Origin of the sequence: Magnetospirillum aberrantis SpK (genome assembly GCF_011022235.1) — a bacterium.
GTDB classification, from domain to species: Bacteria; Pseudomonadota; Alphaproteobacteria; order Rhodospirillales; family Magnetospirillaceae; genus Magnetospirillum; species Magnetospirillum aberrantis.
This window is the reverse complement of record NZ_JAAIYP010000039.1, coordinates 20,978-37,280: the sequence shown is the minus strand read 5'-3', so window position 1 is coordinate 37,280 and position 16,303 is coordinate 20,978. Positions and strand designations below refer to the sequence as shown.

Genomic DNA, 16,303 nt, shown 5'->3' with positions numbered 1-16,303 from the left:
TCATGACCGGACCTGTATTTGGTGAATTCCTCGGAACCATGATCCTCATCCTTCTGGGTGACGGCGTGGTCGCCAACGTTCTTCTCAATAAATCCAAAGGCCAGAACAGCGGCTGGATCGTCATCACCACCGGGTGGGGCCTGGCCGTCCTGGCCGGCATCATCACCAGTCTGGGCGTGGGCGGTGTCGCCCACCTCAACCCGGCGGTCACCGTCGCCTTGGCGGTGGGCAGCGGCGATTACGCCAATGTCGTGCCCTATATCGCGGCCCAAGTGGCCGGCGCCTTCGTCGGCGCGGCCATCGTCTGGCTGGTCTACCTGCCGCATTGGGCGGCGACCGAGGACGCGGGGCTCAAGCTGGCGATCTTCTCGACCGGCCCGGGCATCCGCAACATTCCCGCCAACGCGCTGACCGAGTTCCTGGTTACCATCGTGCTGGTGCTGGTGGGCTTCGCCATCGGTTCCAAGGGCGTGGCCGCGTCCGGCTTGCCGGCCGGTTTCGGTCCCTACCTGTGGGGCATGCTGGTGTGGAGCCTGGGTCTGTCCCTGGGTGGTCCCACCGGTTACGCCATCAACCCCGCCCGTGACCTTGGTCCGCGCATCGCCCACCAGGTTCTGCCGATCGCCGGCAAGGGTGGTTCCGATTGGGGCTATGCCCTGGTGCCGGTGCTGGCGCCGCTGGCCGGCGGTGTGGTCGGTGCGGTTATTTGCAAGCTGACCGGTATCCTCTAGGTCGAACCCTTCCCCCGGCGCCTTTGGGCGCCGGGGGTCTTTTTCGGAGGCTTCCATGAAAAAGCTCATCAACGCGCCCGAAGACGTGGTGCGCGAGGCACTGGAAGGCATGCAGGCCGCGCACGCCGACCGTCTGCGGATTTGCTTCGACCCGTTCTACGTGGTGCGCAAGGACGCGACGGCCAAGGGCAAGGTCGCCCTGGTCTCGGGCGGCGGCAGCGGCCACGAGCCCATGCATGGCGGGTTCGTCGGCTACGGCATGCTGGATGCCGCGTGTCCCGGCCATGTCTTCACCAGCCCGACCCCGGACCAGATGTACGAGGCGGGCAAGGCCGCCAACGGCGGTGCCGGCGTCTTGCAGATCGTCAAGAACTATACCGGCGACGTCATGAACTTCGACATGGCCGCCGACATGCTGCGTGACGAAGGCATCGCCGTGGAATCGGTGCTGACCGACGACGACGTGGCGGTCGAGGACAGCCTTTACACCGCCGGCCGGCGCGGCGTCGGCCTGACGGTGCTGATGGAGAAGCTGTTGGGCGCCGCTGCCGAGAAGGGCATGGACCTTGCCGGCCTCAAGGCGCTGGGCGACCGCATCCGCGCCTCGGGCCGCAGCATGGGCATGGCGCTGACGCCTTGTACCGTGCCGCATCTGGGCAAGCCGTCGTTTGAACTGGCCGAGAACGAGATGGAAGTGGGCATCGGCATCCATGGCGAGCCGGGCCGCCATCGCGTTCCCATCGCCAAGGCCGACGAAGTCGCGGCCATGCTGATGGAGCCGGTGTTGTCCGACCTGCCGTTCAAGGCCGGTGAAAGCATCATCTTGTTCGTCAACGGCATGGGCGGCACGCCCCTGATCGAGCTTTACATCGTCTATCGCAAGGCGGCCGAGATCGCCGCCAAGCACGGGCTGACCGTCAGCCGTTCGCTGGTCGGCAGCTATATCACCAGCCTTGAGATGGCGGGAACTTCGGTCACCGCGTTGCGGTGCGACGACACGTTGCTTGGTTTGTGGGATGCTCCTGTGAACACGCCGGCCTTGCGCTGGGGTGTGTGAGCCCGGTCCGCGCCCCTTGCGGGGCGCGGATTCCCCTTTTTTCTTCAACGCCGCGAGGTCGCCATGTCCGCCTTTTCCCTGTCCCAGGCATTGGCCTGGATCAAGGCCGCCGCCCAATCCATCGACGCCAACGCCGCCCATCTCAGCGAGTTGGACGCCGCCATCGGCGATGGCGACCACGGTGCCAACATGGCGCGCGGCATGGCCGCGGTGACCAAGAAGATCGATTCCGCGCCGCCTGCCGATCTGGCGGCGCTGTTCAAAAGCGTGGGCATGACCTTGTTGTCCAGCGTCGGCGGCGCCTCGGGGCCGCTTTATGGCGGTTTTTTCCTGGAACTGGGCAAGCAAAGCGCCGGCAAGACCGAACTGGACGCCGCTGGCCTGGCGGCCGTGCTGGGGGCGGGATTGGGCGATATTCGCCGTCGCGGCAAGGCCGAGCCCGGCGACAAGACCATGGTGGACGCCCTGATTCCAGCCATCGACGCCTTGGCCGCCGCTTCCGATCTGGCCCAAGGCACCGCCAAGGCAGCCGAGACCGCCCGTGCCGCCGCCACCGCCACCGCGCCCATGCTGGCACGCAAGGGCCGCGCCTCTTATCTGGGCGAGCGCAGCATCGGCCATCAGGACCCCGGCGCCAATTCGGTGGCCTTGCTGTTCGCCGCCCTGGCCCAAGCCTGCGCCTGAACGGAGGCCGGTCATGGTCGGCATCGTCCTGGTTTCCCATAGCAAGGCCCTGGCCCTGGCCCTGGCCGATCTGGTCGCCCAGATGGTCGGCCCCGATTTTCCCGTGGCGGTCGCGGCCGGTGTCGGTGACGATTTCGCGGAACTGGGCACCGACGCCGTGCACATCTCCGAGGTGCTGAGACCGTTCTGCGACGGTGACGGCGCCTTGGTGCTGATGGATCTGGGCAGCGCCGTGTTGTCGGCGCAGACGGCGGTGGAACTGCTGGAAGCCGACGACGTGCCCGACGTTGCGGCCAAGATCCGTTTGGTGGCCGCCCCCTTGGTCGAGGCGGCTGTCGCCGCCTCGGTACTGGCCAAGGCCGGTGGCACCTTGGACGACGTGGCCGCCGAAGCCCTGGCCGCCCTGGCGCCGAAACAGGGACAATTGGGCGACGAACCCACCGCCTTTGCTTCCGCTCCGCCTGTTGTCGCGGTGGGCGAAGCCGTCGAGATCGAGGCCGACATCGCCAACCCTCACGGTCTGCACGCCCGTCCCGCCGCGACCTTGGTTCAGGCCATGGGCGGTTTTGCCGCCGAGGTCACGCTTGTCAACCTGACCAACGGGCGCGGCCCGGCTTCGGCCCGCAGTCTGACCGCGGTGGGGCTGGTCCAGGCCCGCAAGGGCGACCGTCTGCGGTTCAGCGTGCGTGGCGCCGATGCCGGTGCCGCCGCCGATCGTCTGCGGGCGTTGATCGCCGACCATTTCGGCGAGGCCGATCTGGTGGCGCACGGGGAGGCGTTCGCCGTCGCCCCCGAGCCCAAGGACGACGGCAAGCCGGTCGGCGTGTCGGAAGGGATTGCCCTGGGCCGGGTCATGGCCTTGTCCGCTGCCCTGCCCGTGCGCAGCGATTACCGGGCGGAAACGCCGGAACGGGAACTGGCCCGTCTGGACGCCGCCTTGATCCGTGTGGCCGACGAATTGCGCCGCCCTGCCGGACTGGACGCCAAGACCGCCGCCATCTTCGCCGCCCAGGCGCTGATGCTTGAAGACAATGCCTTGCTGGCTCCGGTGCGGGCCAAGGTGGTCGCCGGCGAGGCGTCCGCCCTCGGGGCGTGGCGCGATGCGGCCCATGCCGTCGCCGACCAATATGCCGCCATGGATGATCCCTATCTCAGGGCGCGGGCCGCCGATCTGCGCGACATCGCCGGCCGGGTCGAACGGGCCTTGGCCGGGCAATCCGCGTCGGCCCCCATCGTTCCCGATCCGCCGGCCATCCTGGTGACCGACGAATTGCTGCCCAGCGAGGCCATGGCCTGCCGGCCGGGTTCGGTGCTGGGCATCGTGGCCCAGCGCGGCAGCCCCACCGCCCACGCCGCCATCCTGATCCGCGGCCTGGGGATTCCCATGGTCGTCGGCGCATCGCCTGACCAGTTGTTCGCCGCCGGCCTGATCGGCATGGACGGGGCCAGCGGCGAAATCTGGGTCGATCCCACTGCCGAACAACAGGCCACCATCACGGCGCGCCGACAGGCGCTTGAAAGTGCCCGTGCCGCCGACCGCGCCGGGGCGGATCAGCCGGCGGTGACCCGTGACGGTGTCGCCGTCGAGGTTCTGGCCAATGTCGCCACCGCCGCCGATGCCGCCGCTGCCAAGGCCAACGGCGCCGAAGGGGTGGGGCTGCTGCGCACGGAATTCGCCTATCTGTCGTTCTCTCACTCTCCGTCCGAGGAGGAACAATACCGGGCGCTTGCCGACATCCTGGCGCCCCTGGGGGCCGGGCCGGTGGTCGTTCGCACGCCCGATATCGGTGCCGACAAACCGGCACCCTATCTGCCCCCCCGGCCGGAACAAAATCCGTTCCTGGGGGTGCGCGGGGTACGTCTGTCGCTGCGCGAGCCGGATTTCTTCGCCTCGAACCTGCGGGCCATCCTGCGGGCCGGATTGGGGCGGGATCTGTGGATCATGCTGCCCATGGTCACCGTGCCGGACGAGGTGGAGCAAGCCCGTGCGCTGCTTGAGCAGGCGCACGAACACTTGTCGGATCAAGGCGTTTCCCACGCCTGGCCGGTATGCCTGGGCATGATGGTCGAGGTTCCCGCCGCCGCCCTTTGCATCCAGTCGTTCCTGGGCAAGGTCGATTTCCTGTCCATCGGCACCAACGACCTGACCCAGTATTTGCTGGCGGCAGAGCGCGGCAACGCCGAATTGAGCGAGCTTCAGGACGCAACCCATCCCGCCGTGCTGCGGGTCATCGGCGATCTGTGCGCGGCGGCCGACGCCGTCGGATGCCATGTCTCGGTATGCGGCGACGCCGCCTCGAATCCCGCCGCCGCCGCGTTGCTGGTCGGTGCCGGGATTCGATCGCTCAGTGTCCGCCCCAATCAGGTCGGCGCCATCAAGGCCCGAATCCGGGAATGGTCGGTGCGCGATCTGGCGGCCGGAGGTGCTTAACCGCGCAGTCGTTGCGGTGTCAGGCGCAATAACACGGCGCGCAACGGCCCGCGCAGGCGCGGGTCATGCAGGCAAAAGCCGCCGGCAAGGCCGATGGTGCAGCCCAGAACGGTGTCGAAGAAACGCGCCTGGACCAATTCGGCGGTGGGGCCGTGGCCCAGGGTCGCGGCTTCGGCCAGCAGGATGGTCAACGGCGTGATGAACACCACGGCGACGGCGTAATGGCGCACCACCGCCGTCTCGATGATGAAGCTGAGCGCCATCATCACCAGGGCGATGGTCCATTTGTCCAGCGGCAGCGACAACAGGCCCCACGCCACCATCAATCCGACCGAGGTGCCAAGGATGCGGTGCACCTTTTTCGTCCACACCGCACGCAACGAGGTGCCCTGGATCACCGCCAGGCAACTGACCGGCACCCAATAGGCTTTTTCCAGTTGCAGAACCTGGGCGGCGGCCAGCGACAGGCCGACGAAGGTTCCGAACACCACGGGTTCCAGCACCATGGATTCGAAGTTGACCGGCGGCCGTTCCGGCACCGGCTGGGCGGGACGCAGGCTCAAGGCGTGCAGGCTGTAGAAAAAGCCGATCAGTCCGGCCAATAGCGTGCCCATGCTGAACAGCCCCACCATCAGCGGAACCTCAAGGATGCCGATGGGGGAATAGGCGCCGATGGATGCCACCATGATGAAGAACAGGCTGCCGGGCATGCCGACCCCGTAAAAACGGCACAGCATGGCCGCCAGGACGGCAATGAAGATCAAGGTCGGCATCATCAGTATCGGCACGAAATGGCTGATGACGCCCAGGGTGTAACAGGCGGTCATGGCGAAGGCGCAAGCCATCAGGAACACCATGCGGTGCGACAGCGGCGTCGGCGGCATGTACAGGAACACCAGACCGGCCAGCGACGACACCAGCCCGTAATCCAGGTGGTCGAACCATGCGCCCACCAGCAATGGCAGGCCGCTGGCCAGGGCGGCGGCCACCGGCATCTGCCACAGCCGGTCGCTGACGTTGACGCGGGCCAAGGCGCCGATTTCCGCTTTGGCGCCCATATACAGGCGGCGCCACCATGGCATGCTTTGCTCCTCGCTCACTTTTCCGCGTTTCCTTTCGTCTTTCGCCAAGGCGTCGTCAGTTCCGACAGCCGCAATCCGTTTCCAACGGTCCGCGCCACGTCCTGGCCCGCCGCGTCCATTCCGAATGGGGAAAACGCCGGTGCAACAGGACAAAGGCCCGCCGGGCCAGGGGTGTCACGTCGTCCATCTCGGGATCGGCATGGCGTGCCAGCCTGACCACCCGGTAAAGCGCCTCGGCGGTCAGGTCGGGGTGCAGGAACAGGCGCTTGACGGCGTTCGAGGATTCCGCCTCGGCCCAGGGCAGCAACGTCTCGCTGATCCGGCGCACCACGCCGTTGTCGCCCCGCAGCCGCTTCAGTTCCGCGAAATCGGCCAGCCGGGCCAGCCCGAACGGCGAATCCTCGGCGAACAGGGCAGGAGTCGGGGCAATGGTCACGCGCCATGAATAGCGGCCGCGGCCGTTAAGACGGTCCAGTGCATCCCATGTCATGCCATGCATGGCACGAAAGCGGTACCAGCGTTGCGGCAGCAACAGCCAGGTTTCCAAATCGCCCTGAACCGCCGCGCCGCTGGCGAATTCCGCCGGCAGTTCCAGGCGGTAACGGTTTTCGTACAGGCTGATGCCGGTGTCGTATTCGAAGTCCTCGGGATTGGTGCTACTGACCAGCGTCGTCAGGCCGGGCAGGCGGGCGGCGGCCAGGGCCATGGCCACCTCCTCGGGCAGGCGGTGTTCCAAGGCGGGGATGTATGCTTGGGGATCGACCCGCCGCAGGGCGTTCAACAGCCGCTTGGCGTCCTTGGTGTTGCCCAGTGCCATCTGCCGGGTAAAGGCGGCCCGCAACAGGGCGACACGGTCGTTACCCCTGAAGGCGTCGGACAACGCCAAGCGTTGCAGGCCAGCGGCCGGAAGTACGTTCAACGCCCGCAAGCTCTTGTTGTTCACCGGCCGGTTCCGGTGCAATTCCTCGATTTCCGTCAGTGACGACGCGGCATAGGTTCGCGCCACCGCCAGCCAGGGGGCGAAGCGGTGGTCGGCATGGCCAAGGGCGGCCAAACCGCCCGGTTCACCCTTGGCCACCATGGTCATGGCGATGTTGCGGTTCACCCACAGGGCAGTTCTAGTCGGCAACAGCGCCGGATCGACCCGCTCGGCGGCGGAGGCGGTGCTGGCGACGGCGAAGGCGGCGTATTCGGCCGGGCTGGCACTGCAATCTTGGACCTTGTCGCGCCATTCGGCGGCCTGGGCGCGCAACTCGGCGTCTTCGGCGGCACCGGGACGCCCCAATATCTGGGCCGCCACCGCCCATTCCAATCCGTGTCCGGCCCGCGCTCTGTCCAGCGCGTCGGCGCGCAGGCGGTCGAAGGCCTCGGTGCGGTCGCCCTCCTGGAGGTCGGGCAGGTGCCAGCCCATGGCCCAGGGGGCGTCCGACGCCGCCAGCACCACTTGCAGCCAGTCCAGAAGGGGGCGCTGCGCGGCCAGGGCCACCAGGGCGGCGCTGTTGCTGTCGGGGCGGGGTGTGTCCTGACGCCACCAATCGGGGGTGTCGCCCAGGGCGGTCGCCAGGTCCAGCACCAGGGCGGTTTGGGCTAGGGCCTCCGGGGCGGGGGTGTCGGCCTCGACCGTGTCCAGCGCCTCGCCCACCACCTCGGCATAGCTGAGCGGCCCGAACAGCGGCATGTCGACGGTGACGGGCCGTTCCGCCATGCGAAAGCCCACGTCATCCTTGCCGCGCCACAGCCGCAGCAGATCCAGCGTCGCGGCCACGTTGTCCAGAGAGTGCCAATGGTTGCCGCCGGAATACAGCGTGCCGTATTTCCCGATGGCGGCGTCCACCATCTGCGCCGCGCCGTCGTAACGGCCGTCGCACAGCGGCGCGGCCATCCCCGGTGCCGCCAGCATCGTCAGGGCGGCGGCCATCAATCCCATGCGCATGATTTTCCCCCTGGTGGGCCGAACGGTCGGACCGGCGGTCCCTTCCGTTTGGCCTTAACCTATCACGGGATTGATGATCATGCCGCCAGTGCGTGAAGCGACACCATTTCCAGAGTATGCCCCGGAAATGGTGTCGGCGGGTTTTGATGATACGCTTCGTCGGGCGTGCGTCCAGCCAAAGACGAGCGTGGGCTGGTAAACGGGCCGCCCTGTTTGGTGTTGAAAATCTTCGGGGCACCTTTCCGGTGGCCGTCCCTTGCGGGCCAGCCACCGGTTTTGTGAGGTGACGCTACATGATGCCCAGGTATTTGGGCAACCACAGCGACAGCGGCGGCCAATAGGTCACCACGATCAGGAAACCCAGCATGGTCAGCAACCATGGCATGACCGCGACGGTCAGCTCGGTGATGCCCATCTTGGTGATTCCCGAGGCGACATAGAGGTTCAGGCCAACCGGCGGATGGCACATGCCGACCTCCATGTTGACGATGATCAGGATGCCGAAATGCACCGGGTCGATGCCCAGCTTCATGGCCACCGGGAACAGGATGGGGGCCATGATCAGGACGATCGACGACGGTTCCATGAAGTTGCCGGCCGCCAGCAGCAGCACGTTGGTCACCAGCAGGAAGGCGATGACGCCGAACTGGTTGGCGACGATCCAATCGGCGATGGCCTGCGGGATGTTCTCGTTGGCGAGAACGAAGCTGAACAGCACCGCGTTGGTGATGATGTACAGCAGCATGGCCGACATGGAGGCCGACGACAGCAATATCTTGGTGACGCCCTTGAGCGGCATGTCCTTATAGACGAACACCGCGACGACGAAGGCGTAGACCGCGCTCATGGCCGCCGCTTCGGTGGGGGTGAACACGCCGGAATAGATGCCGCCGATGACGATGACGATCAGCATCAGCCCCCAGATGGCCTCGCGGAAGGTGCGGGCGCGTTCCTTCCATGTCGCCTTGGGCAGGCGGGGATAGTTGTTTTTCTTGGCGATCGCCCAGGTGGTCAGGCCCAGCAGGGTCGCCAGCACCAGACCGGGGATGACGCCGGCCATGAACAGCGCGCCGACCGAGGTGTTGGTGGCGACCGCGTACATCACCATCACCAGGGACGGCGGGATCAGGATGCCCAGGGCGCCCGAGGTGGTGATGACGCCGGCGCCGAACTTGCGCGGGAAGCCCTGTTTGACCATGGCCGGCAGGATGATCGAGCCGATGGCCACCACGGTCGCGGGCGACGAGCCCGACACCGCGGCGAACAAGGCGCAGGCGACCACGCCGGCCAGGGCCAGGCCGCCATGCCAGTGTCCGACCATGGCCGTGGCGAAATTGATCATGCGCCGTGCGACGCCGCCATGGGTCAGGAAGTTGCCGGCCAGGATGAAGAACGGGATGGCCATGATCTCGAACTTCTCGATGCCGGTGAACAGCTTGAGCGCCACCGACTGGATCGGAACGTCGGTCATGGTGAACAGGAAGGTGAGAACGGTCAGGCCCAGCGAAATCGAGATGGGCATGCCGGTCAGCATCAGGACCAGAAGAAGCCCGAAGATGACGAACGCGCTCATTTGCGGGGCTCCTCTTGCTGCTTGGCAGAGGCGTCGCCGCCCTCCCAGTCGTCGGGGGTGGGGTCCTTGGGGGTCGAGATCCTGCCGTCCAGCGACGGGTCGCCGCCTTCGCCCTTGTGGTGGGCCAGGTCCTTGGGATGCAGTCCGTCGTCCATCTCGAACCAGTTGATGTCCTGGGCGCTGCGCTGTTCGTCGCTCTTGTCCTCTTCCAGTCCCTCGACGTGGCCGTGGTCGTGGTGCGGCAACTCGCCGGTCTTGATGAAGCTGGCGCACACCTGGAGGAAGCGGAAGCACATCAGGCCCGAGCCCAGCGGAATGGCGGAATAGACGATCCAGGTCGGCCATTCCAGGTCGGCGGTGATGGGGCCTTCGTACAGATCCTCGCCGGCGATGCCGAGCGTGCTGAAGATCGAATAATGGGCGCCGTTCTCCCACACGAAATCACCGCCAAGGATGGTGATGGTGCCGGTGAAGGTGGCGCCGGCCAACAGGCCGAAAACGATGAACCTGCCGCGCATGCGGTCGTCGAGACGGTTGATCAGCACGTCGACGCCGACATGGATGCCGGTGCGCACGCCGTAGGCGGCGCCGAACTTGGCCATCCACACGAACATGATGATGCACAATTCCTGGGCCCAGGAAAAATCAAGGTGATGGACCAGGGGGTACAGGAACGACACGCCGGCGGCGTAGCGGTGCATGACCGCGACGAAAATGATGACCGTCGCCGCGGCCATGAGGAAGGCGATCAGCCATTCCTCGATGTGGTCGATAATTTTAGACATGGCAGCTCCGCATGCGCAGACAAAAGGGGTGCCCGATGCAAGCGGGCACCCCCCTCGCACTTACAAGATCAGTTCTTGAAGCCGAACTTTTCGGCTTCCTTGTAGATGGACTGGATCAGGGCGGCGCCGACGCGGCCTTCCATGGCCTGATGCACCGGCAGCAGGGCCTTGCGCCAGACTTCCAGCTCTTCCTTGGTGGGCTGGTGGAACTCGGTCTTGCCCGACGCCTTCATGGCGGCGAGCGCGTCGTCGTTCTCGGTCTGGGCGATGGCGTTGGCGAAGCGGGTGGATTCGTTCATCGCGCCCTCGAGGACGGCGCGGATGTCGGCCGGCAGGCCTTCCCAGAACTTCTTGTTCACGATCACCGCATAGCCCAGATAGCCATGGTTGGTGACGGTGCCGTACTTCTGCACTTCGTGCATCTTCTGGGTGTACATGTTGCTGGGCGGGTTCTCGGTGCCGTCGACGACGCCGGTCTGCAACGCCTGATAGACTTCCGAGAAGGCCATGACCTGCGGCAGGGCGCCCAGAGCACGCATTTCGGCGTCCAGAACCTTGGACGACTGGATACGCATCTTGAGACCCTTGAGGTCGTCGGGCTTGATCAGCGGCTTGTTGGCCGACAGCACCTTGAAGCCGTTGTCCCAATAGGCCAGGCCGATGATGCCCTTGCTCTCAAGCTTCTTCAGCAGGCTGCTGCCGATCGGGCCTTCGGTGACGGCGCGCAGCACGTCCTTGGACGGGAAGATGTAAGGCAGGTCGAAGACCTCGAATTCCTTGACGCCCAGCGGGCCGAACTTGGCGAGCGAGGGGGCCAGCATCTGCACGGCGCCCAACTGCAACGCCTCGAGCTCTTCCTTGTCCTTGTAGAGCTGGCTGTTGGGATAGACCTCGACCTTGACGCGGCCCTTGGTCCGTTCCTCGGCCAGCTTCTTGAACATCTCGGCGGCCTTGCCCTTGGGGGTGTCGGCGGCCACGACGTGGCTGAACTTGATGACGATGGGCTGGGCGTCTTGCGCCATGGCGGTGCCGGCGGCGAGAACACCGGCGAGCACGCAGCCAACGAGGGTACGGAATTTCATCAGGGTCTTCCTCCCGAAAAGATTATGCAAGCCTTTATCCCCGTGATTGTTCGAAAGTTTCCGCAACTCGGCTATTGTGGATTTCCGAACAAGCGGGTAACAGGGCTGGGGAACACCAGGAAAAGTGCCTTTTTGGGCATGGTGTCAATGGCGCGATTGGACGGGGGGGACGGTCATTCCGGGATTTCACGCACGTTCTCCGCTGCAAGGGATGACCATCGCCGCCATGGCGTTGGTGATCATGCTGTTGGGCGTGCTGTTGTGGCTTTTGCACCGCAACGAGGTCGAGGACACCCGCGTCGCGCTGATCAAGGACATCTTGTGGGTCGAACAGAACCTGCATTTCCACCTCGTCTCCGGCGAGGAGAAGCTGGGACAGCTTGCCGCCGAGATGGTGCGGGGCAAACTCGAGGGCGAGGTCTTTGCCGTCCACGCTCAGGGGTTGATCAACACCGGCGGTGAATTCGACCGGATCTTGCTGCGTGACCCCGAGGGGCAACTGGCGGCGGCGGTGCCGCCGCTGGACAGCGAGGCGGCGGGGCCTCCCCCCGGCGAGGCGGCGCCATGGTGGTCGGCTTTCGTGCTGGCCCGTTCCATCGGCCGGGTGGCGTGGTCGGCGCCCTTCACCTTGCCGGGAAGCGGCTATCTTTTCGAAGCCTATGTGCCGATCTACGACCGGGGGCGGTTCGTCGGCGAGCTTGTCGGCGTGGTCAACGTGGAATCCCTTTTGGCCCGGCAGGTGCCATGGTGGGTGGCGGAAAAGTACAAGGTCGAAATCATCGACGGCAACGGCACCGTGCTGGGGGCCAAGACCAACGTGCAATTGCCCGAGCCGGGGCCCAGCCATCAGGTGCGCCTGGAACCGCCGGGCCAGGGGCTGGCGGTGGTCGCCACCGTCTACGCCGCCGAGGCCGATCTGGCCCGCAACGTCCTGGTGGCGGCGATCTTCGTGCTGGCGGTGCTGGCGGTGTCGTCGCTGTGGGCCATGCGCCGCCACGGCCGGCGGCGTCAGGCCGCCGAACAGGCGCTGAGGGTCGAACACGCCTTTCGCAAGGCCATGGAGGATTCGCTGACGGTGGGTATGCGGGCCCGCGACCTCGACGGCCGCATCACCTATGTCAACCCGGCGTTCTGCCGCATGGTCGGCTGGTCCGCCGAGGAACTGGTGGGGTGTCTGCCGCCCATGCCCTATTGGTCGCCCGACGCGCTTGAGGTGACCATGGAATGGCACCAAAGGGTGATGGCCGGCAACGCCCCGCCCGAAGGCTTCGAAATCCAGTTCCGCCGCCGCAACGGCGACATCTTCTGGGCGCTGATCTACGAGGCGCCGTTGATCGACGCCGACGGGCGCCAATCCGGCTGGATGGCTTCGGTGCTGGACGTCACCGAGCGCAAGAACGCCGAGGAAATGGAAATCCTTCAGCGGGAAAAGCTGCAACGGACCGGCCGCCTGATCACCATGGGCGAGATGGCCTCGACCTTGGCGCATGAACTGAACCAGCCGCTTTCGGCCATCGCCAGCTACAACACCGGCTGTCTCAATCGCCTGGAGAGTGGCAATTTCCGCCCCGAGGAACTGAAGGCCGCCCTGGGCAAGTTGGGGGTGCAGGCGCAGCGCGCCGGCCAGATCATCCGCCGTGTGCACGACTTCGTCCGCAAATCCGAACCCCAGGTGGGGGAATGCGCGATCAACGCGGTGATCGAGGACACCGTCGGCTTTATCGAGTTCGACGCCAAAAGCCGCGGCGTCACCCTGACCACAAGACTGGCGCCGGAAAATCCCCGGGTGACCGCCGACCGCATCTTGCTGGAGCAGGTTGTGCTCAATCTGGCCCGCAACGGCATCGAGGCCATGGCCCAGACGCCGCCCCGCCAACGCCGCCTGTCGGTCGAGGTGGCGATGGTCGACGGCCGCGTGGTGGTCTCGGTGGCCGACAACGGCCATGGTATCGACGCCGAGGTGGCGGGGAACCTGTTCCAACCCTTCTTCACCACCAAGGCGGAAGGCATGGGCATGGGCCTCAACATCTGCCGTTCGATCATCGAGGTCCACCAGGGACGATTGTGGTTCGAACCCCATGACGGCGGCGGCGCCGTGTTCCGTTTTTCCCTGCCGGCGAGGTCAGAATGAAATATGGCAAGGTGTTCGTCGTCGATGACGACGAGGCGATCCGCGATGCGCTGACGTGGCTGTTGCAATCGCGCGGCGTCGAGGCCGAGGCCTTCGCTTCGGCGGAAGAGTTCCTGGGCTGCTGGGACGCCGACATCGCCGGTTGTCTGTTGCTCGACATCCGCATGAGCGGCATGAGCGGGCTGGACCTGTTCGACCGCTTGCGCGAGGTTCAGGCGCGGATCCCGGTGATCTTCCTGACCGGGCACGGTGACGTGCCCATGGCGGTGGGGGCGCTGAAGAGGGGAGCGCGCGACTTCGTCGAGAAACCGTTCAACGACAACGATCTGGTGGACCGGGTGATCGAGGCGCTGGAATGGGATTCCCAACGTCGCCTGGACGAGGCCGCCGCCGCCGATCTGGCGGCGCGACTGGAGCAGTTGACGGCGCGTGAACGTCAGGTGATGGAGCTCGTGCTGGCCGGCAAGCTGAACAAGGTGATCGCCGACGAGTTGGGTATCACCATGCGCACGGTCGAGGTGCACCGCGCCCATGTGTTCGAGAAGATGGGGGTCAAGACGGCGGTGGAACTGGCACAATTGCTGTCCAGCCACAAGGGCGAGCGGTGATCCTGCGCCAGGTGTGGCAAGCCGTTTTCTTCGTCTGCGCCTATGTGGCGCTTGACCACGCCAGCTTCATCCATTCCCTGAACGCGCTGAACATCACGCCCTGGAACCCGCCGCCGGGACTGGGGCTGGCGTTGTTGCTGGTGGTGGGGCCACGGGCGATGCCGCTGGTGTTCGCCGCCACGTTGCTCGCCGATTCCTCGGTGCGTGGCTTGCCGCATCCCATATGGGCGCCGATGGCGGCCGACGCCGCCGTGGTGCTGTCCTATGTCGCCGCCGCGACGGTTTTACGGCGGTTTTGCCGCTTCAACGCCGATTTGGGCGGATTGCGCGACGTCATGATCTTGTTGGCCGCGACGGTGGCGGCGGCGTCCCTGGGCGGGCTGGGATATGTGGGGTTCCACCTGCTTGGCGGGTTGATTCCCCCCTCGCTGTTTTCGCAAGCCTATCTGCGTTATTGGGTCGGCGACCTGATCGGCATCGCGGTGTTCACGCCGGCGCTTTTGCTGTTTCGTACGATGGAATGGCCGTCGGCACGGGTCATGGCGGAAGCCGCCGCCCAAGGGCTGGCCCTGGGGGCGGCGCTGTGGCTGGTGTTCGGGCTGGGGGGCGCCGAGAACTTCCAGTTCTTCTATCTGTTGTTTCCGCCCTTGATCTGGGCGGCGACCCGCTTTGGCCTCAAGGGGGCGGCGGCGGCCAATTTGGCGGCGCAATTGGGACTGATCGCCGTGTTCAGCGCCGAGGACGCGGGCATCGTCGTGACCTTCCAGGCGTTGATGCTGGCGTTGGCCACGGTGACGCTGGTGCTGGGGGCGGCCATCAGCGAGCGCCGCCGCATCCAGGCCGAACTGCATTCCCGCCAGGAGGAACTGGCTCAGGTGGCGCGTCTGTCCACCGCCGGCGAGATGGCGGCCGTTCTGGCGCATGAACTCAACCAGCCTTTGCTTGCCGCCATCGCCTTCACCCGTGGTGCCCAGCGCCTGTTGACGGCGGAAGTCGCCGACACGGAAAAGGTGCGCGGCGCCCTGGACCGGGCGGTGGCGGAAAACCAGCGGGCCGGCGACATCGTGCGGTCCTTGCGCGAATTCATCGGCACCGGCCGCAGCGCACGGGCGCCGGCCCAGGTCATGGCGATCGTCGCCGAGGCGTTGGCCGTGGTGCGGCCGGAATGCGCACAACGCGGCATCCGTCTTGCCGTTGGGGTGGACAAGGCGTTGCCGTCCGTCCATGTTGACACGGTGCAGATGAGCCAGGTGGTGCTTAATCTGGTGCGCAACGGCATGGACGCCCTGGATGGAGGCGGCGAGATCGCCGTCGCCGCCGAGGAAACGGACGGCATGGTGGTGGTCGAAATCGCCGACACCGGCCCCGGTCTGTCGGACGAGGTGGCGGGCCGTCTGTTCCAGCCCTTCAACACCTCCAAGGCGGCCGGGATGGGGCTGGGGCTCAGCATCTGCCGTTCGTTGGTGGAAGCCCACGGGGGCTCGTTGTGGCTGGAACGTTCGGGGGCCGAGGGAACGGCCTTCCGCTTCAGCCTTCCCGTGGCCGAGGAAACGCAAGGGAGGAGATGATCGTGCAGCCGGTGGTCCATGTGGTCGATGACGACGGCGCCATTCGCGATGCCCTGGTGCTTTTGCTGGAAGCGGCCGGGCATGCCGCGCGGGCCCATGCCGACGCGGCCTCCTTCCTGGCGGTGCTGGACCCCGCCCAGCCGGGCTGCGTGGTGGCCGACGTCCGCATGCCGGGCATGAGCGGGCTGGAGCTGTTGCGCCATCTCGGGCTGTCGCGCATCGACTTGCCGGTCATCATCATCACCGGCCACGCCGACGTGGCCATGGCGGTCGAGGCGCTCAAGGCCGGCGCCGCCGATTTCATCGAAAAGCCGTTCGACGAGGACGTCTTGCTGTCGGCGGTGGAACGCGCCCTGGACCGGGGCGCGCGGGCGTTTCGCGAACGCCGCCACGTGGACGAGATCGCCGCCCGTGCCGCCAGCCTGACCCCGCGTGAGCGCGAGGTGATGGATCTGGTTGTCCAGGGCATGCCCAACAAGGCGGTGGCGGTGGAATTGTCCATCTCGGCCCGGACGGTCGAAATCCACCGGGCCCGCGTGATGGAGAAAATGGCGGCCGCCAGCCTGTCCGATCTGGTGCGCATGGCGCTCAGGCTGGACGAGGGGGACGGGGTTTGAACCCCTTGGGGAAAGCCGAAG

At 66.2% G+C, this 16,303-nt stretch carries 13 protein-coding genes; 8 read left to right on the top strand and 5 right to left on the bottom strand.

Annotation, left to right across the window (positions count from 1 at the left end; translation table 11 throughout):
• The first annotated feature begins 2 nt into the window (after positions 1-2).
• The 4 genes from G4223_RS13250 (at position 3) to ptsP (ending at position 4,903) form a co-directional block, all read left to right on the top strand.
• Complete coding sequence (locus G4223_RS13250) at positions 3-731, top strand: MIP/aquaporin family protein (RefSeq protein WP_163680520.1); 729 nt, start codon at positions 3-5, stop codon at positions 729-731.
• Positions 732-786: 55 nt separating this feature from the next.
• Positions 787-1,788 carry a dihydroxyacetone kinase subunit DhaK gene (dhaK, locus tag G4223_RS13245; protein ID WP_163680517.1) on the top strand — a complete coding sequence of 334 codons (1,002 nt, stop codon included), beginning with the start codon at positions 787-789 and terminating at the stop codon, positions 1,786-1,788.
• Positions 1,789-1,851: 63 nt separating this feature from the next.
• Positions 1,852-2,472, top strand: a complete 621-nt coding sequence (gene dhaL, locus G4223_RS13240; RefSeq protein WP_163680514.1) for a dihydroxyacetone kinase subunit DhaL — start codon at positions 1,852-1,854, stop codon at positions 2,470-2,472.
• Between the two features lie 13 nt (positions 2,473-2,485).
• Positions 2,486-4,903: a phosphoenolpyruvate--protein phosphotransferase gene (ptsP, locus tag G4223_RS13235; protein ID WP_163680512.1), complete on the top strand. Its 2,418-nt coding sequence runs from the start codon at positions 2,486-2,488 to the stop codon at positions 4,901-4,903.
• On the opposite strand, the gene G4223_RS13230 is transcribed toward ptsP, so the two are convergent.
• From G4223_RS13230 to G4223_RS13210, 5 genes are all read right to left on the bottom strand, one after another.
• Entirely contained in the window at positions 4,900-6,003 is a 1,104-nt protein-coding gene (locus G4223_RS13230; protein ID WP_338086878.1) for an FUSC family protein, read from the bottom strand. The two genes, ptsP and G4223_RS13230, sit on opposite strands and share 4 nt — an antisense overlap.
• A 37-nt stretch (positions 6,004-6,040) precedes the next feature.
• The gene (locus G4223_RS13225; protein WP_163680509.1) at positions 6,041-7,918 is read right to left on the bottom strand and encodes a hypothetical protein; all 1,878 of its coding nucleotides are present in this window, start codon (positions 7,916-7,918) and stop codon (positions 6,041-6,043) included.
• Positions 7,919-8,207: 289 nt separating this feature from the next.
• The gene (locus tag G4223_RS13220; protein ID WP_163680507.1) at positions 8,208-9,491 is read right to left on the bottom strand and encodes a TRAP transporter large permease; all 1,284 of its coding nucleotides are present in this window, start codon (positions 9,489-9,491) and stop codon (positions 8,208-8,210) included.
• On the bottom strand, positions 9,488-10,276 hold the full coding sequence (locus tag G4223_RS13215; protein WP_163680504.1) for a TRAP transporter small permease: 789 nt from the start codon (positions 10,274-10,276) through the stop codon (positions 9,488-9,490). The genes G4223_RS13220 and G4223_RS13215 overlap by 4 nt, the downstream gene beginning before the upstream one ends.
• A 68-nt stretch (positions 10,277-10,344) precedes the next feature.
• Positions 10,345-11,358, bottom strand: coding sequence for a TRAP transporter substrate-binding protein (locus G4223_RS13210; RefSeq protein WP_163680501.1), 1,014 nt, complete (start codon positions 11,356-11,358; stop codon positions 10,345-10,347).
• A 211-nt stretch (positions 11,359-11,569) separates the two neighbouring features.
• Here G4223_RS13210 and G4223_RS13205 point away from each other — a divergent pair, with 211 nt between their 5' ends.
• The 4 genes from G4223_RS13205 to fixJ are packed head-to-tail and all read left to right on the top strand — an operon-like array spanning position 11,570 to position 16,282.
• Positions 11,570-13,489 (top strand): sensor histidine kinase, encoded by a 1,920-nt coding sequence (locus tag G4223_RS13205; RefSeq protein WP_163680498.1) that lies wholly within the window; start codon positions 11,570-11,572, stop codon positions 13,487-13,489.
• Entirely contained in the window at positions 13,486-14,097 is a 612-nt protein-coding gene (locus G4223_RS13200; RefSeq protein WP_163680494.1) for a response regulator transcription factor, read from the top strand. The genes G4223_RS13205 and G4223_RS13200 overlap by 4 nt, the downstream gene beginning before the upstream one ends.
• Entirely contained in the window at positions 14,094-15,665 is a 1,572-nt protein-coding gene (locus tag G4223_RS13195) for an MASE1 domain-containing protein (protein ID WP_163680491.1), read from the top strand. The genes G4223_RS13200 and G4223_RS13195 overlap by 4 nt, the downstream gene beginning before the upstream one ends.
• Positions 15,662-16,282 carry a response regulator FixJ gene (gene fixJ / locus G4223_RS13190; protein ID WP_163680487.1) on the top strand — a complete coding sequence of 207 codons (621 nt, stop codon included), beginning with the start codon at positions 15,662-15,664 and terminating at the stop codon, positions 16,280-16,282. The genes G4223_RS13195 and fixJ overlap by 4 nt, the downstream gene beginning before the upstream one ends.
• The last annotated feature ends 21 nt before the right edge of the window (positions 16,283-16,303 follow it).